General features: G+C 67.8%; 15 protein-coding genes and 1 pseudogene. 9 read left to right on the top strand and 7 right to left on the bottom strand.

All coding sequences use genetic code 11. The features are described from left to right. Positions 1-12 precede the first annotated feature (12 nt). Positions 13-444, top strand: a complete 432-nt coding sequence (locus tag RM96_RS13655) for a hypothetical protein (protein WP_039011185.1) — start codon at positions 13-15, stop codon at positions 442-444. Then, positions 437-1078: a ParB-like protein gene (locus tag RM96_RS13650; RefSeq protein ID WP_052279499.1), complete on the top strand. Its 642-nt coding sequence runs from the start codon at positions 437-439 to the stop codon at positions 1076-1078. The genes RM96_RS13655 and RM96_RS13650 overlap by 8 nt, the downstream gene beginning before the upstream one ends. 84 nt (positions 1079-1162) lie before the next feature. Here the strand turns inward: RM96_RS13650 and RM96_RS13645 are convergent, their stop codons facing one another. The 4 genes from RM96_RS13645 to RM96_RS13635 all read right to left on the bottom strand — a co-directional run bounded on the left by RM96_RS13645 (position 1163) and on the right by RM96_RS13635 (position 4504). Beyond that, a complete protein-coding gene (locus RM96_RS13645; protein ID WP_039011184.1) occupies positions 1163-1351 on the bottom strand; it encodes a DUF3008 family protein in 189 nt (62 codons plus the stop codon). Positions 1352-1464: 113 nt separating this feature from the next. Beyond that, entirely contained in the window at positions 1465-1623 is a 159-nt protein-coding gene (locus RM96_RS37085; protein WP_082016542.1) for a DUF3309 family protein, read from the bottom strand. A gap of 218 nt (positions 1624-1841) precedes the next feature. After that, positions 1842-2498, bottom strand: a complete 657-nt coding sequence (locus tag RM96_RS13640) for a response regulator (protein WP_039011183.1) — start codon at positions 2496-2498, stop codon at positions 1842-1844. After that, positions 2495-4504 (bottom strand): type IV pili methyl-accepting chemotaxis transducer N-terminal domain-containing protein, encoded by a 2010-nt coding sequence (locus RM96_RS13635; protein ID WP_039011182.1) that lies wholly within the window; start codon positions 4502-4504, stop codon positions 2495-2497. The genes RM96_RS13640 and RM96_RS13635 overlap by 4 nt, the downstream gene beginning before the upstream one ends. A gap of 420 nt (positions 4505-4924) precedes the next feature. Between RM96_RS13635 and RM96_RS13630 the strand changes: the two are divergent. Next, positions 4925-6263 (top strand): annotated as a pseudogene (locus tag RM96_RS13630) (hypothetical protein). Then, positions 6256-6930 (top strand): Crp/Fnr family transcriptional regulator, encoded by a 675-nt coding sequence (locus RM96_RS13625; protein ID WP_039011223.1) that lies wholly within the window; start codon positions 6256-6258, stop codon positions 6928-6930. The pseudogene RM96_RS13630 and the gene RM96_RS13625 overlap by 8 nt, the downstream one beginning before the upstream one ends. A 52-nt stretch (positions 6931-6982) precedes the next feature. On the opposite strand, the gene RM96_RS13620 is transcribed toward RM96_RS13625, so the two are convergent. Both RM96_RS13620 and RM96_RS13615 read right to left on the bottom strand, forming a co-directional pair. Continuing rightward, positions 6983-7771 (bottom strand): SDR family oxidoreductase, encoded by a 789-nt coding sequence (locus RM96_RS13620; RefSeq protein ID WP_039011180.1) that lies wholly within the window; start codon positions 7769-7771, stop codon positions 6983-6985. Between the two features lie 47 nt (positions 7772-7818). Next, the gene (locus RM96_RS13615; RefSeq protein WP_039011179.1) at positions 7819-8997 is read right to left on the bottom strand and encodes an NAD(P)H-dependent flavin oxidoreductase; all 1179 of its coding nucleotides are present in this window, start codon (positions 8995-8997) and stop codon (positions 7819-7821) included. A gap of 250 nt (positions 8998-9247) precedes the next feature. Here RM96_RS13615 and ubiU point away from each other — a divergent pair, with 250 nt between their 5' ends. Genes ubiU through ubiT form a run of 3 tightly spaced genes read left to right on the top strand, consistent with a single transcriptional unit; the run spans position 9248 to position 11724 of the window. Beyond that, the gene (ubiU, locus tag RM96_RS13610; RefSeq protein ID WP_039011178.1) at positions 9248-10276 is read left to right on the top strand and encodes a ubiquinone anaerobic biosynthesis protein UbiU; all 1029 of its coding nucleotides are present in this window, start codon (positions 9248-9250) and stop codon (positions 10274-10276) included. A gap of 42 nt (positions 10277-10318) precedes the next feature. After that, a complete protein-coding gene (locus tag RM96_RS13605; RefSeq protein WP_238587256.1) occupies positions 10319-11260 on the top strand; it encodes a U32 family peptidase in 942 nt (313 codons plus the stop codon). Then, positions 11257-11724, top strand: a complete 468-nt coding sequence (ubiT, locus tag RM96_RS13600; protein WP_039011174.1) for a ubiquinone anaerobic biosynthesis accessory factor UbiT — start codon at positions 11257-11259, stop codon at positions 11722-11724. Before RM96_RS13605 ends, ubiT begins: the two co-directional genes overlap by 4 nt. A 55-nt stretch (positions 11725-11779) precedes the next feature. Here the strand turns inward: ubiT and norR are convergent, their stop codons facing one another. Beyond that, positions 11780-13303 carry a nitric oxide reductase transcriptional regulator NorR gene (gene norR, locus RM96_RS13595; protein WP_039011173.1) on the bottom strand — a complete coding sequence of 508 codons (1524 nt, stop codon included), beginning with the start codon at positions 13301-13303 and terminating at the stop codon, positions 11780-11782. Positions 13304-13460: 157 nt separating this feature from the next. On the opposite strand from norR, the gene ytfE reads away from it, so the two are divergent. Beyond that, complete coding sequence (ytfE, locus tag RM96_RS13590; protein WP_039011171.1) at positions 13461-14144, top strand: iron-sulfur cluster repair protein YtfE; 684 nt, start codon at positions 13461-13463, stop codon at positions 14142-14144. 35 nt (positions 14145-14179) lie between these two features. Beyond that, positions 14180-16468 carry a nitric-oxide reductase large subunit gene (locus RM96_RS13585; RefSeq protein WP_039011169.1) on the top strand — a complete coding sequence of 763 codons (2289 nt, stop codon included), beginning with the start codon at positions 14180-14182 and terminating at the stop codon, positions 16466-16468. Positions 16469-16475: the final 7 nt, after the last annotated feature.

Genomic DNA, 16475 nt, shown 5'->3' with positions numbered 1-16475 from the left:
CTGGGAGCCATCATGTCACCCATCATTGCCGGACGATTCGAAACCCATGCCCAGGCCGAGGAAGCCGCTCGCGTCCTCTATTCACGCGGCTTCTCCGTCTGGGACGTCTCCATCATGTCGGTAGCGCAAGGCCAGCCCGCGAAAGCACCGGTCGCTGGCGTGATGCTGGCCGCCAGCGTCGGCAACGGCCTCGCCGGCGTGGCCGCCGATGTGCTGCGCGAGGCCGGCGCGAGCGGCCTGGAGCGCACCGAGGGGCAATGGGAGTGCGGGCAGTGGAGGGACTTTGATCCGGCGGCCAGCGGCGAGCCGCTGGACGAGGCTCAGGGCGAATACTGGCCGCGCCCGCTGGCGAGGGAGGCGGTCGCGGTGGAGAGCACCGGCAACGAAGACCCGGGCAGCGAACTGGAGCATTTCGTCGACCGGCAGCGCGCCAGCCATGATTGAAGGCGGCAGCCTGCGCGGCAAGGCCATCGCCGAACTGGCCAGGCTGCGGCCTACGCAACTGACGCTTGGCTTTGCACAGGTGCTGCAGAAGCAGGAAGTCACGCAACGGCACGCCGATCCGCACGATCGGGCTGCCTTGCGGCGCTTCATGCGCCGGCACCGCATCAAGACCATTGCCGGGCCTGGCGGCGCGCTGTTCATCGTGGATCATCATCACTGGGCGCGCGCGTGGCTCGAGCTGGGCTACCGCTGCGGCCCGGTGCGCATCCTGCGGGATCTCAGCCGCCTCAGCCCCGGCGCGTTCTGGAAGCGCATGCGCGCGCTTGGCCACGTGCATCCTTACGACGAACGCGGCCATCATCTCGATGTCCAGGCGCTGCCCGCCACCGTGATGGGCATGCGCGACGACCCGTATCGAAGCCTGGCGGCGTTCACGCGCGATGCGGGCGCCTATCGCAAGCCAGGCAACGCCTACGGCGATTTTCGCTGGGCGGCGTTTTTCCGGGAGCGTGTGGAGGAGGACTTCGGCACCATTGCCGGATTCGCGCTGGCGCTGACGCAGGCGATCCGGCTTGCCGGGAGCAGCGAGGCGAGGCGGCTGCCCGGGTTTTGTGGAGGAGGGGCGAAGAAGTGAGGCTTTGCCGGACAGGAAAACGCAGCAACCCGGGCCCGCGCGTGGCGCTATGGCCCGGGTGTCGCCTGGCGGTCGGTTCCGGGCTCAGGACCCCGAAACGTGCTTCGGCTTCCCCTTGGTCTTCGTCGATGCCATCTTGTCGAGTTCCTTCTCGCTCATCGACTTGTACATCGACTTCGACGCGCCCTTGAGCGACCCCGCCTTTTTGTCGCCGCGCTTTGCAGCCAACGCGGCCCCGGCGGCCTGCTGTTGCGCCTTGGATTTGGCTGGCATGTCAGTCTCCTTTCCGGTTGATGCAGGCGAGTGCTGCAAGCGCTACGAGGCGGAACACCACCGGTGCCCGCCTGTACGCATGCCTGCCTGCGTTCACAAACGGTCCTGCGCCGCTATATCCGGCCCAGCACCACGAGCAGTACCACGATCAGGACGATCAGCCCCAGGCCACCGCTCGGCCAGTAACCCCATCCTGTGCTGTACGGCCACGCCGGCAGCGCGCCGACCAGCAGCAGGATGAGAATGATCAGGAGGATTGTGCCGATTCCCATACGCATGCTCCTTGGACGTTGGCGGAAAGCCGCGTGGCTTCCGGTTTTCAAGCGGCCCTGGACACAAGGCCTGCCACTTGCTTTTCAGCGTAGGCCAGGGAGACCGGGAGTCCCTCCGGAAGGGGACTGATATCGGTGTAGGAATAGGACGACGCAGGGACGACGCAGCCGCGCCGTGCGGCGGTGCGAAACAGTCTGGGTGCGTGCGGAGTGCGGGCTCAGCCCGCTTCGGTCAGGCGGTGTTCCACCGCGTAGACGGCTACCTGTACGCGGCTGGCGAGGTTCAGCTTCTTCAGGATGTTCTGCACGTGGATCTTGACGGTGCTTTCCGCCACGCCCAGGTCGCGCGCGATTTCCTTGTTGCTTTCGCCGCGGGCCAATCCCTGCACGATCTCGCGTTCGCGCGCGGTGAGCCGCGCGGCGTCGTCGTGCTTAGGCGCCGCCGGCACTTGCGGCGCCCGGAACTGCGCGACCAGCTTGGCGGTCATGCTGTCGGAGATCACCGGCTCGCCGCCGGCGGCGCGGCGGATGGCGCTGGTCAGCGCTTCGGTTTCGATGTTCTTGAGCAGGTAGCCGCACGCGCCGCTGCGCAGGGCGGTGGCCAGCTCTTCGGCTTCCTCGGACACCGTCAGCACGATCACGGCGGTGTCGGGCAGGTCTTCCACTAGCAGCTGCAGCGCCTCCAAGCCCGACAGGCCGGGCATGTTCAGGTCCAGCAGGATGGCGTCGGGACGATGCTGCTTGGCGCGCTTGATGCCTTCCACGCCGTCGGCCGCTTCGTCGACGATCTCGAAATCGGCCTGCCGCTGCAGCAGCGCACGGATGCCGGAGCGGAACAGCGTGTGGTCATCGATGAGCAGGATGCGGATGGTCATGGCAGGGTTTCCTGGAGTCGGGTGGCAGTGTCGGCGTTGGCTTGCTGGTCTCCGCGCGGCAACAGCAGTTCGATGCGGGTGCCTGCGCCGGGGCGGCTTTCGATCTGCAGGCGGGCGTGCAGGCGCGCGGCGCGTTCTCGCATGATGTTCAGGCCGATATGGGCGTCGCCGCGTTGCGCCAGTTCGGCCGGATCAAAGCCTTCGCCGTCGTCCCGCACCACCAGCCGGAAATCCCGCCCATTGCTCAGCCGCACGGTTACGTGGGCCGCCAGCGCATGCTTGCGCACGTTGGACAGCGCTTCCTGCAGGATGAACAGCACCTGCAGCTGCTGCTCCGGATACAGGGGCAGGCCGTCGCCGCCTTCATCGATGATCAGCGTGGCCTCGGTGCGGCACTGGCGGCGGAAGCGCTCCACGGTCTCTTCCACGGCGGGGCGCAGCTCGCCCGGCATCAGCCGCGAGCGGAAGTTGTTCAGCAGTTCGCGCACGTCCTGGTAGCTCTCTTCCACGCCATGGCGCAGCATCGGCACGAGCTCGCGCGTTTCGGGCAGGTCGTCGCGGTCTACCGCATCGGCCAGCAGCTGCACCTGGAGATTGAGGAAGTTCAGGCCCTGCGCGATGCTGTCGTGCAGCCCCTGGGCGACGAGGTTGCGTTCCTCCACCACGGCCAGCTGGCGCGCGGTGGCGGACAGGCGCAGCTGCTCCAGCGCGGTGCCAAGGTGCTGGCCGAGCGTTTCCAGTAACTGCCGGTCCGACGCCGGCAGCTCGCGCGGCTCGCGGAAATGCAGGGCGAATACGCCGGTTGCGCCGCGCAGGCTACCGATGCGGAACGCCGCCAGCGCCTGGAAGCCGTCGCGCGTGCATGCCGATGGGTTTGCCGGTGCCGGATTGCCGGACGGAGCGGGCGCCTTGCGCAGGTCCTGGATGGCGACCACGGACTGCGTAGTGGCGTCGCCGCAATGGCAGGCGCTGACCGACACGCATTGCGGGGCGCCGGCAAGCGCTGCCGGCAGGCCGATCGACGTGACCAGCGGCAGCTTGCCGCGGCCGTCGTCGAGGGCGCGCACGCTGCCGCCGTCAGCGCCGAACTGCTGCATCACGCGCTGCAGGAAGCCGTTGCACATCGATTCGGCGTCGGTGGCCTGGTTGAGGAACGCGGCCATCTCGTAGAGCGCTTCCAGGTCGCGGTTCTGGCGCGCCAGCTCGGCGGTCTTCTGCGCCACGCGCGCCTCCAGGTCCTGGTAGACGTCCTGCAGCTCGCCGGCCATGCGGTTGAAGCCTTCGTTCAGCGTGCCGAACTCGTCGCGGGTTTCCACCGGCAGCCGCAGCGAGAACTCGCGCGCCGCCATGCGGCGCAGGCCGTCCTGCAGCCGCAGCACGGGCAGGATGATCCACAGATAAAGCAGGTAGATCACCGCCACCGTGCCCACACAGGCGATGGCGGCAAGGCCGGCCTGCGACAGGCGCAGCAGGTCGGTCTTGCGCGCGCTGTCGTGCTCGATCATGCCGACCAGGCGGTCGGCCTCCGCCACAAAGCCGGGCAGGGCATCGATGTAGGCGGATGCGACCAGGCCGCCGACCCTGCCGCCGTCCTGCGCGAGTGGCCTCAGCCGGTGCCGCCAGTCATCCGCGACGCGGTCGAGCTGCGCATGAAGGGCCGGCTCGTCTGGCAGGAACAGCGGCCTGGCCGGGTTTCCCCTGCGCAGCAGTGCCAGCGTGCCGTCGAGCGCGGCAATCTGGTCTTCCAGCGCATTCGGCCTGGCCGCCTGCGCGCGTGCCAGCTCGATGCCGATGCGATTGGCGCGCATGCGCAGGCTGCCGGCATCGTTGATGGCCGCGCCGGCGCCTTCCAGCTTCCATGACAGCCAGAGCGTGCAAGAGATCATGGCCAGCACGACCAGCAGCGATGCTAGCGACAGCGAGATGATCCGGGTGGACAGCCGGTGCCGCAGCGCGGGCAGTGTAGGCGCCTCGTGATCGGCGAGGTCGGGCGTGGTCAGGGACATAGGGCGGGGCTCGGGGGCGGAGGCTGCCTGAATTTTGGGTGCATGACCCGGGCCAGGACATGAGCCAGATCAAGAACTGCCGAAGTGCACGGCCGGGCGAGTGCCTGAAGCACCGCATTCCGGCAGATCGGAAGGGCCAGCAGCGGCCGCGCCGAAAAAATAAATCACGATGTGATATATCGGCCCCGAAATCATTTCAGGCAGCCGGTTTCACCATCCCCACCAGCCGGCGGGTCTTGCTATTTTTTCCCCGGTGAACTTATTCAGGATCAAAACCGGCCCGCAGGCCGGAACCTAGGATGCGTTGACACTGAACCGGAGAATCACAATGTCCACGGGAATCGAATCACTGGTGCGCCAGCGCCGCGGCTGCGACGATGTGCCTGGCCAGATGGAGATTGCCCGCGGGGAGTCGACGCCGTGAAAGCGCTGAACCTCAACTACGACCGTGCGCCGCGTCCTGGCGTGATATTCGGCTGCCTGCTGCCGGCGCCATGGCTGGGCGCCGCCGCAGGCCTGCTGCTGGCATTCGGGCCGGCGGACGGCTTGCCCGACAGGTTTGCTCCGCTTGCGCTGGCGGTGGCCCATATGCTGGCGCTGGGTATGCTGCTCCCGGTCATGATCGGCGCCCTGCTGCAGATGATGCCGGTCGTCGCGGGCGTGACCGTGCCCGGTGCAGGCTGGATGGCACCGCTGGTCGCATTGTTCGCCGCGGGCAGCGCGCTGGCGTTGACGACGGGATTTCTCGGCGGGAGTGCAACCGCGTTCCGTTGGGGGGCATGGCTGGGCGCACCGTTTCTCGTCATGGCAGGCCTGCTGCTGCTCGTGGCCGGCAGGCGCGTGGTGACCGTCGATGCCACCACACGTACTCTCGCGCGGATCGGTGCCCCGCTCCTGATGACGGCCTTGTGCGGCGGAGCGCTGGCTGGGCTGTTCGGTGGACTGTGGTCCCTGTCGCCAGCGCCGTTGCTGGCGTTGCATATGGCGTGGGGCCTGGGCGGCTGGCTCGCCGCGCTGGTGACTGGCGTGGCCACGACGGTCCTGCCGATATTCTGGCAAACGGCGCGCCTGCCGTCCGGCGTGGAGCGGTGGCTGCCGCTGGCGCATTGGGTGCCGCTGCTGGGGTACTCCGCTGCGGTAGCGGTGCGGCCGGAATCGCCGGCGCTGCCTGAGTGGGCCTTGCTGCCCTGGCTGCTGGTGGCCGCGGTCGTTGCCGGCATCGGACTCGCCGGCACGCTGAAGGCGAAGCGCCGGCACGATCCGGTCTGGCCTTTGTAGCCCGTGGCGTGCGCAAGCATGCTGGCCGCCGCCGTGCTTGCCGCAGCCATGCCCTTCGTGCCGGATAGCCAGGCTCCGCTGGCCTGGTGGATCGGCACGCTCGCGCTGATTGGCGGCGGCGTGCTGCCGGTGACGGCCATGCTCGGCAAGATCGTGCCGTTCCTGGTCTGGCTGCACCTGCGCAAGCTGCTGCCGCCACGCGCCCGGGTGCCTGCCATGCAGGCGATCATCGTTCCCGGCAGGCAGCGGTGGCAGGCGATGCTGCTGCTGGCGGCCTATTCCTTGTTGCTGGCTTTACCGCTCGCACCGGCATGGCTGGCACGCGCCGGCGGGCTGGCCTTCGCTGCCGCCAATACATGGCTGGCCGTACAACTGCTGACGGGCGCTGCTGTGCATGCACCGGATGCGCACACAGGGTGGGCTGCCGCCACGTGCGCCGCGCCCCGCAACATTGCCCGTCGAAGGAGGCCGTCATGGCTGAACCGATCATATTCGCGCGATTGCCGCTCTTTCGCGGCGTTGATGGCGATGTCCTGGATGCCCTGCGCGAGGCCGCGACGCCGCTGCGCCTGCGCAAGGGCGAGTTCCTGTTCCGACGCGGTGAGCCCTGCCAGGGTTTCTATACCGTCGTCGAGGGCCTGGTGAAACTGGCCCTGCCGTCGGCGCCGGGCAGCGAGCGGACGGTGGAGCGCGCCATCGAGGTATTCGGGCCGGGCGCCACCTTCGGCGAGGATGTGCTGTTCCTCAATACGCCGCAGGTCGCGGATTGCCAGGCACAGGCACGCACCACCGTGCTGCATGTCAGCAAGTTTGCGCTGTGGGGCGCGGTCGAGCGCGATCCGCTGCTGTCTGCCCGGCTGCTGCGCAACCTGTCCGGACGACTGCATACGCTGATGCGCGATATCGAAGCGGTCAGCCTGCAGAATGCCCTGCAACGCGTGGCGAGCTTCCTGCAGGAGCAGGCACAGGCCAGCCGGCGTACCTGGCTGGCCTGCACGCAGCGCGTGATTGCATCGAAGCTCGGCATTACGCCGGAGACATTCTCGCGCGTGATGAGCCGGTTCTCGGCGGAGAAGCTGGTGAAGCTGGAGCGGGGGAAGATCTTTCTGCTTGATACAGAAGGGCTGGCGCGGCAGGCGGCTGCCTGAAGCCGAGGGATATCGCAGCGCGCCACCGGGCGCGGCGGCGCTGCGCGGCAGATCAGTCTGCCAGGTCCAGCGGCGCCGCCATGCTGCGGTATCCGGCGTCGACGTAGCTGATCTGCCCCGTCATGCCGCTGGCAAGGTCGGACAGCAGGAATGCCGCCACGTTGCCGACTTCCTGGCTGTCGATATTGCGGCGCAGTGCCGCGGTATTTGCCACGTGTTCCAGAATCTTGCCGAAATCGCGAATCCCGGCGGCGGCCAGGGTGCGCACCGGGCCCGCCGAAATGGCGTTCACGCGCACGCCGCGCTCACCCAGTGCGGCGGCAAGGTAGCGCACGCTGGCTTCGAGCGAGGCCTTGGCCAGGCCCATCACGTTGTAGTGCGGCAGCGTGCGCTGCGCGCCCAGGTAGGACAGTGTCAGCAGTGCGGCGCGCGGCGCCAGCATCGGTAGCGCGGCGCTGGCGAGTGCGGGGAAGCTGTAGGCCGAGACATCATGCGCGATGCGGAAGCCGTCGCGCGACAGGCCGTCGAGGAATTCACCCGATAACGCCTCGCGCGGTGCGTAACCGATCGCGTGGACCAGGCCGTCGAGCTGCGGCCAGTGGGCACGCAGGGCAGCCAGGGCGGCGTCGATCTGCGCATCGCAGGCGACGTCGCAAGGGAATACCAGTTCGCTGCCGAAGCCCGCCGCCAGCTCGCGCACGCGCGCCGCGACACGCCCGTCGGCATAGGTGAAGGCCAGTTCGGCGCCTTCGCGCCGGCATGCGGTGGCGATGCCAAAGGCGATCGACCGGTTGGAGAGCATCCCGGTGATCAGGATGCGCTTGCCGTTGAGAAAACCCATAGGGATGTGTGGTCAGGAAATGGGAAGCAGCAATGTGCCACGCTGTGTCAGGCGGCCGCGGCCTGTACCGGTGATGCAGTAAGGGCAGCGGGCTTCTCGCCGGTGAGCAGGTAATGCATCAACTCCGCCACGGGCCGGATCGCTTCGCCGAAGGGCAGCGCGCCCTTGCCGCGGAAGAACAGGCCGCGCTCGACATCGCCGCGCACCGCTTGCGACAGTTTCAGATCGATGCAGAACTGGCCGATACGGGCGATGCCGTCGCGCAGGCCGCATGACTGCAGGCAGTCGAAGCCTTCCAGGCACTCGCGTACCTTGGCACGGCGCTGTAATTTGGCTTCGCTCGACAGGTAACGGCTGAGCCAGGGCGTGAGCACTGCGCGCGCCGGCAGCCCGGCCACGCTGGTGAATTCGCGCAACGATTCCGGGCGCGCGGTGGCCAGCACCTGCTTGAAAGCGGGGTGCGCATCGCATTCCTCGGTCACGGCGAACGCCGTGCCCAGCTGCACGGCGGCGGCGCCCTGGCCGAGCCAGTGTCGGACCTTGGCGTGGCTGTCGATGCCGCCGGCCAGGATCAGCGGGATGCTTTCCCAGGCCAGGCCCAGCGATGCGAACAGCTCGCGGCATTCCGCCAGCACGCGCGAGAACGAGAAGCGCGATTCGCCCAGCTCCTGGATGGCCGGCGCGCCGAGGTGGCCGCCAGCGTGGTTGGGGTGCTCGATCACGATGGCGTCAGGCAGCCGGCCCTTCTTCATCCATTTGCGCAGCACCAGCCCGATGCCGCGCGATTCGGACAGGATCGGAATCAGGGCAACCTTGGGATGGCTTGCGGTGAGCTCAGGCAGGTCGAGTGGTAGCCCCGCGCCCATCACGATGGCATCGGCACCGCTTTCGCAGGACTGGCGCACCAGTGCCGCATGCGAGCCGACTGCCTTCATCACGTTGACCGCGATCATGCCGCGCCCACCCGACAGCTCGCGTGCCGCCTTGATCTCGCGGTCCAGGGCAACCAGGTTGGCCGCTTCGATGCGCGGCTTGTCGCGCGTGCCCCGCGTCTGCGCGAGCAGGTCCGGATGATGGTGGCGCAGGTCGATGCTGGCGATGGTGCCCATGCCGTTCTGGCTGGCCACCGCGCCCGCGAGCCGGTGCGCGGAGATGCCGATGCCCATCCCACCTTGTACGACGGGCACCAGCCGGCGCCCGGCCAGCTTCAGCCAATGCTCTTTCATGAACGTCTCACTCAAATGATGCTGCCGCGTGCGGGCAACTGGCGAAGCGTGGCACGGCGGCGGCGCCCCGCGTTTGCCGCAGGTCAATGCCGCACCAGTGGATGCCCAACGGCCTACGCCGATTGGCATAGGCGGGCAGGCCCGGCTGGCACGGTCCGTTGCGATTTGCGCGCGATCAAGCCCGGGCGCGTGACGTCGCGTTAGCATCTCGGCTGGTCAGATCCCTGGGCCGGCAGCGGCCACCCCCGACATGAAGTCCTCCTTCTCTGATTCGCCGCGCCGGCCGCAGCTGGTGGCGCCGGCCGGCTCGCTGGCCGCCTTGCGCATGGCGCTGCAGCACGGCGCCGACGCGGTCTACCTCGGATTGCGCGACGCCACCAACGCGCGCAACTTCGGTGGCCTGAATTTCACCGAGGCCGACATTCGCACCGGCGTGTCCGAAGCGCATGCGCGCGGCGCCGAGGTGCTGTTCGCCATCAACACCTTTGCGCAGATGGGCGCAGTCGGCAAATGGCACCGGGCCGTGGACGCCGCGGCGGACCTCGGTGCCGACGCCGTCATCATGGCCGACGCCGGCTTGATGGGCTATGCCAGCCAGCGCCATCCGGACCTGCGCCTGCACCTGTCCGTGCAAGGCTCGGCCACGCATGCCGATGCCATCGAGTTGATGCGCGAACGCTTCAATATCCGCCGCGTGGTGCTGCCGCGCGTGCTGTCGCTGGCGCAGATCGGCAAGCTGGCGCGCCATACCAGCGTGGAGCTGGAAGTCTTTGGCTTTGGCAGCCTGTGCGTGATGGCCGAGGGACGTTGCTTGCTGTCGTCCTACGCCACCGGCGATTCGCCCAACAACAAGGGCGTCTGCTCGCCCGCGCACGCGGTGCGCTGGACCGAGCAGGACGGCACCATGCACGCCAGGCTGTCTGGCATCCTGATCGACAGCTATGCGCCCGGCGAGCCGGCCGGCTATCCCACGTTGTGCAAGGGGCGCTTCGAAGTGGAAGGCGAACGCGGCTATGTGCTGGAGGAGCCGACCAGCCTTAATGCGCTGTCGCTGCTGCCGTCGCTGATCGACATGGGCATCGCCGCCATCAAGATCGAAGGACGCCAGCGCAGCCCGCGCTACGTGGGCGATGTGGTGGGCGTGCTGCGCGCCGCCATCGACGCAGCGTGCGCCGATCCGGCACGCTTTGCGCCGCGCCAGGAATGGCAGAGCACGCTGGGGCGCCATGCCGAAGGAGACCAGGTCACGCAAGGCGCCTACGACCGGCCGTGGCGCTGACTGCGCCAACCGATAATTTCCCGAACAGGAGTGCGACTACCCATGGGTGCACCAATGCCTGAAACCTTTGTCCCGGCGCAGCAAGCGGCCGGCGTGCCGCGCTTCGGCATCGCGCTCGGTCCGCTGCTCTACTACTGGCCGCGCGAAGCCGTGATGCAGTTCTATGCAGCGGCGGCCGATTCGGCGATCGACCGTGTTTATCTCGGTGAGACCGTTTGCACGCGGCGGCATGAACTGCGCCACGCGCATTGGCTGGAGATTGCCGCAATGCTGCGCGAGGCCGGCAAGGAAGTGGTGCTGTCCACCCCGGTGCTGGTCGAGTCCGACACCGATATCGCCTGGATGCGGCGCGTATGCGAGCAGGATGACTACATGGTCGAGGCCAACGACCTCGGTGCAGTGCGCTGCATGGGCGCGAGGCCATTTGTCGGCGGACTGCACCTGAATGTTTACCACGCCGATACGCTCGCCTGGCTTGCGGGTCTGGGCGCCAGGGGCTGCGCGGTGCCAGTGGAGATGGATGGCGCCACGCTTTGCGCGCTGGCAGCGGGGCGCCCCGGTGGCGTCTCGCTCGAGGCCATGGTCTGGGGCCGCATGCCGCTCGCGTTCTCGGCGCGCTGCTTCACAGCTCGCCATCACCGCCTGCGCAAGGACAGCTGCGAGTTTCGCTGCCTCGACTATCCGGACGGGCTGGTCGCCGCCACCGGCGAGGGGCAGCCGTTCTTCACCCTCAACGGGGTGCAGACGCAGTCCGCCACCTGCCTCGACCTGTGCGGGGAAGCGGTGTCGATGGCGGCGATGGGCGTCGATATGCTGCGTGTCAGTCCGCATGCATCGGGAACGCTGGAAGTGGTGGCCATGCTTGCGGCCATACGCGCGGGCGAACGTCCTGCCGCTCCGAGCGGTATCACACCCGCCGGCGCGCAGCCCTGCAATGGCTACTGGCATGGCGCGGCCGGCATCGTGTGGGAGGCGCGGGTATGAGCGCGTTGAACTCGCTGATGGCGGGCGTACATCGCCGCATGCCGGCGCGCGCCCGCGCGCTGCCGCTGGTTGCCGCGCTGGAAATCGCGCGCCGTGCCGGTTGGCTCGAACCGCCGGTGGCGCTCGATGGGCATAGCTTCCTGCTGACGGTGGAAGATCTCGGGCTGGATGTGCAGTTTCGCTGCGAGGGCGGGCGCTTCCATACCGGCCGCCCGGATGGCTCCGCCCCCGCCCTGACGCTGCGCGCACGCGCGGTCGACTATCTTCGCCTGCTGGGCGGCGAGGCGGATACCGATACGCTGTTTTTCCAGCGCAAGCTGGTGATTAGCGGCGACACCGCGCTCGGGCTGGAAGTAAAATACTGGCTCGATGCCGCGCCGCGGCCGGCGTGGGTTAGCAAGGCGGCGGCGCGATTGGCGGCGTTCCAGGCAGCCGCGCCTGCGCCGGATATGCGTGTGCCCTGAGTGGCAGGGCGTTATTCGTCTTGCATTGTCTTCGGGCCTTCCCTGAAATGACCTTTCACTTGCAGCCCAGCCGCTTTGCCAGCTTGTGCAGGTTGCTGGCATCCACGCCCAGCTGGCGCGCGGCCTGCGCCCAGTTGCCGTCATGCGTGTGCAGCGCCTGCTCGATGCAGGCGCGCTGAGTCTGCTCAACGGCTTCGCGCAGCGTAGCGCCTGCGGGCAATTCCGGGCGTGCCGTAACGGCATGGTGGGAATGCCCCGTCGGCAACTCCAGCCCGTCCAGGTCCAGCAGGTCCGCTTCCAGCGTCACGATGTCATTCCGGTTCGCGCCGCGGCTCACGCAACGCAGCGCGGCACGGCTGATCACGTGCTCGAGCTCACGCACATTGCCCGGCCAGCGGTAGCGCCGCAGCGCATCCTGCGCGGCCCCGGACAAGCGCAGGCTGCGCATGCCGAGCCGCGCACGGTTGAGCTCCAGGAACCGGCCCGCCAGCAGCAGGACATCGTTGCCGCGCTCGCGTAGCGGCGGAATCGGGATCGGATAGACCGACAGGCGGTGGAAAAGGTCGGCGCGGAACGAGCCGTCGCGCACGTGCTCACGCAGGTTGCGGTTGGTGGCGGCGATCACGCGCACATTCACCCGGCGCGGGCGGTCCGAGCCCAGCCGCTGGATCTCGCCGTTCTGCAGCGTGCGCAGCAGCTTGGCCTGGATCGAGAGCGGCAGCTCGCCGACTTCGTCGAGGAACAGGGTGCCGCCTTCGGCGGCTTCGAATCGGCCCGGGCGCTCGCCGGTCGCGCCCGAGAACGCGCCGCGGGCGTGGCCGAACAGCTCGCTTTCGGCCAGCGACTCGGGCAATGCCGCGCAGTTCACGTGCACCAGCGGATGCCCGCGCCGGCGCGAGCGGCGGTGCAGGCGGTGCGCAAACAGCTCCTTGCCGACGCCGGTTTCACCAAGCAGCAGCACCGGCAGATCGGTGTCGGCCACCACCTCCAGCTCGTGCAGCAGCCCGGCAATGGCCGGGCTCTGGCCGATGATCTCGCCGTCGTCGGCCGGTCCTTCGTCGGGCTGCTTGCCGCGCGACAACTGCAGGGCGCGGATCTCGGCCTCCAGGCGGGTGGTGCGGATGGCCGCTTCGACGATCACGGTCAGCCGTTGCAGCTCGGCTTGCGCGGCGGCGTCGAAGGTGCCGACCGTCAGTGCGTCGAGCGTTAGCACGCCCCATGGCTGGCCTTCCACATGCAGGCTGGTGCCCATGCAGTCGTGCACCGGCAGCGGCTCGCCCACATGCTCGTCGATCAGGCCGTCGTACGGGTCGGGCAGCATGCTGTCATGGTGAAAGCAGGTGACATCGCGCCGCGCGAGGATGGCGGCAAGCCGCGGATGCAGGCCAACGGCGAAGCGGCGCCCGAGCGTGTCGCGTACCAGGCCGTCGACCGCCACTGGCCGCAGGTGCTCTTCTTCCAGCCGCAGCAACGCTACCGCACCGCAGCGGAAATGCGTACGTAGTCCGCTGACCAGCCGCTGCAGGCGTACCGCATGCGGCAGCTCGGTGACCAGGTCCGTCAGCAAATCCGGGGACATCGCGTCATGGTGATAAATACCGTTGGGGTTAAATTCACCATGGAAAGTATAGGGTAAATATGACCGTTGGATTTGTAACCCATTGATCCAACGCGGTTTTTATTTGGCACGGTCCTCGCGTAAGTCATGCATGCGTAACTTCAGACGGAGAACCATCATGACCCTGCAAGACCAATCCCTCGGCCAGCTGGCCCGCCGCATTCCCGGCGCCACCCGAATCTTTCACGACTACGCGCTGGATTTCTGCTGCGGCGGCAAGCACACGCTGCGCGACGCGGCGCAGGAAAAGGGCCTTGACGCCGCCGCCATCGAGGCGCGCCTGCTGATGCTCCAGGGCGATGCAGAGCCGGCAGAGAACGACTGGAACGTCGCATCGCCCGCTGCGCTGATCGCGCATATCCAGACGCGCTTCCATGACCGGCATCGCGAGCAGCTGCCCGAGCTGATCCGGCTGGCTCGCCGCGTGGAGCACGTCCATGGCGACCGCCCCGACTGCCCGCTCGGGCTGGCCGATCACCTGGCGGAAATGCAGGGCGAGCTGGAAGCCCATATGCAGAAGGAGGAGCAGGTCCTGTTCCCGATGCTCGCGCGCGGCTTACATGGCGCAGCCAGCGCGCCCATCACCGTGATGCGCATGGAGCATGACGACCACGGCGCGGCCTTGCAGCGGCTGGCGGACCTCACCAACGACATCACGCTGCCGCGCGCGGCCTGCAATACCTGGCGCGCGCTCTACCTCGGGCTGCGCACGCTGCGCGAAGACCTGATGGAACACATCCATCTGGAGAACAACGTGCTGTTCGAGCCGGTCCTGCCTGCAGCGTCCGCCGCAAACGACTGAACCCCGGTCACTCTCAACGACAAGCGAATCTCATCATGGGTCCCTATCGCAGACTCTGGCTCCTGCTGATCGCCGTGCTGGCGGTCACGTTTTCCCTGCTCGGCTACTACGGTGCCGAGGTCTACCGGCAGGCGCCGCCGATGCCCGCCAAGGTGGTCGCCGCCGACGGCCGGACACTCTTCACCGGTGAAGGCATCCTCGACGGCCAGACCGCCTGGCAGTCGGTGGGCGGCATGCAACTCGGCTCCATCTGGGGCCACGGCGCCTACCAGGCGCCGGACTGGACCGCCGACTGGCTGCATCGCGAGCTGACGGCGTGGCTCGATCTTGCCGCGCAGGATGCCTATCACAAGCCCTACGACAAGCTGGATGCCGCAGCCAGGGGCGCGCTGCGCGAGCAGCTGCGGGCCGAATACCGCGGCAACGCCGCAGACCCGGCGACGCGCGTGCTGACCGTCTCGAACCGGCGCGCGCAGGCCATTGCGGCCACCGGCGCCTACTACGACAAGCTCTTCTCGGATGCGCCCGAACTGCACACGAGCCGCGAGCACTTCGCCATGAAGGAGAACACGCTGCCGAGCGCGGAACGCCGCCAGCAGCTGACGCATTTCTTCTTCTGGACCGCCTGGGCCGCCGCCACCGAGCGCCCGGGGCACGCGGCCACCTACACCAACAACTGGCCGCATGAACCGCTGATCGGCAACCAGCCGACCAGCGAGAACGTGGTGTGGTCGGTGGTCAGCGTGGTGGTGCTGCTGGCCGGCGTGGGCTTCCTGGTATGGGCGTGGGCCTTCCTGCACGGACACGAAGAAGGCCTGCCGCAGGCGCCCGCGCGCGATCCGCTGCTGAGCTTCGCGCTCACGCCGTCGCAACGCGCGCTCGGCAAGTACCTGTTCCTGGTGGTCGCACTGTTCGTGTTCCAGGTGTTCCTGGGCGGCTTCACTGCGCACTACACGGTCGAAGGCCAGAAGTTCTACGGGATCGATGTCTCGCAGTGGTTCCCGTACTCGCTGGTGCGCACCTGGCACATCCAGAGCGCGTTGTTCTGGATCGCGACGGGCTTTCTCGCCGCCGGCCTGTTCCTGGCACCGCTGATCAACGGCGGCAAGGACCCGAAGTACCAGCGGCTCGGCGTGGATATCCTGTTCTGGGCGCTGGTGGTCGTGGTGGTGGGCTCCTTCACCGGCAACTACCTGGCGATTGCGCAGAAGCTGCCGCCCAACCTGAACTTCTGGCTTGGCCACCAGGGCTACGAGTATGTGGACCTGGGCCGGCTGTGGCAGATCGGCAAGTTCGCCGGCATCCTGATCTGGCTGGTGCTGATGATGCGCGGCATCGCGCCCGCCTTGCGCGCACGCAGCGGCGGCGACAAGAACCTGCTGGCGCTGCTGACCTCGTCGGTGGTGGCGATCGGCCTGTTCTACGGCGCCGGCCTCTTCTACGGCGAGCGCACCAGCCTGACGGTGATGGAGTACTGGCGCTGGTGGGTGGTCCACCTGTGGGTGGAGGGCTTCTTCGAAGTGTTCGCCACCACGGCGCTGGCCTTCATCTTCTCCACGCTTGGACTGGTGTCGCGCCCGATGGCGACGGCGGCAAGCCTGGCCTCGGCCTCGCTCTTCATGCTGGGCGGGATTCCGGGCACGTTCCACCACCTGTACTTTGCCGGCACCACCACGCCGGTGATGGCAGTCGGCGCGTCATTCAGCGCGCTGGAAGTGGTGCCGCTGATCGTGCTGGGCCACGAAGCCTGGGACAACTGGCGCCTGAAGGACCGTGCACCGTGGATGGCTGACCTCAAGTGGCCGCTGATGTGTTTTGTCGCCGTGGCGTTCTGGAACATGCTGGGCGCAGGCGTGTTCGGCTTCATGATCAATCCGCCGATCTCGCTGTACTACATCCAGGGGCAGAACACCACGCCGGTGCACGCGCATGCCGCGCTGTTCGGGGTCTATGGCTTCCTGGCGCTGGGCTTCACGCTGCTGGTGCTGCGTTATGTGCGGCCGGCTTACCGGCTCAGCCCGGGGCTGATGAAGACGGCGTTCTGGGGCATGAACGCGGGGCTGGTGCTGATGATCGGCACGAGCTTGCTGCCGGTTGGCATCATCCAGTTCCTGGCCAGTGTTGAGTATGGCACCTGGTATTCGCGCAGCGAGGCGTTCATGCAGCAGCCGATCCTGCAGACGCTGCGGTGGGTGCGGACGTTTGGCGATGTGGTGTTTATTGTTGGCGCTGTGTCGTTTGCGTTGCAGGTGGTGTTGGGGCTGGCGAATCGGCCGGCTGTTGCGGAAGCGGTGCCTGCGCGGCTGGAGCCGACAGCAAGGTAGTCGCCTG

Source organism: Cupriavidus sp. IDO (assembly GCF_000812465.1).
Taxonomy (GTDB): Bacteria; Pseudomonadota; Gammaproteobacteria; order Burkholderiales; family Burkholderiaceae; genus Cupriavidus.
The sequence above is the reverse complement of the archived record's forward strand: the minus strand, read 5'-3'. Positions and strand labels throughout refer to the sequence as shown.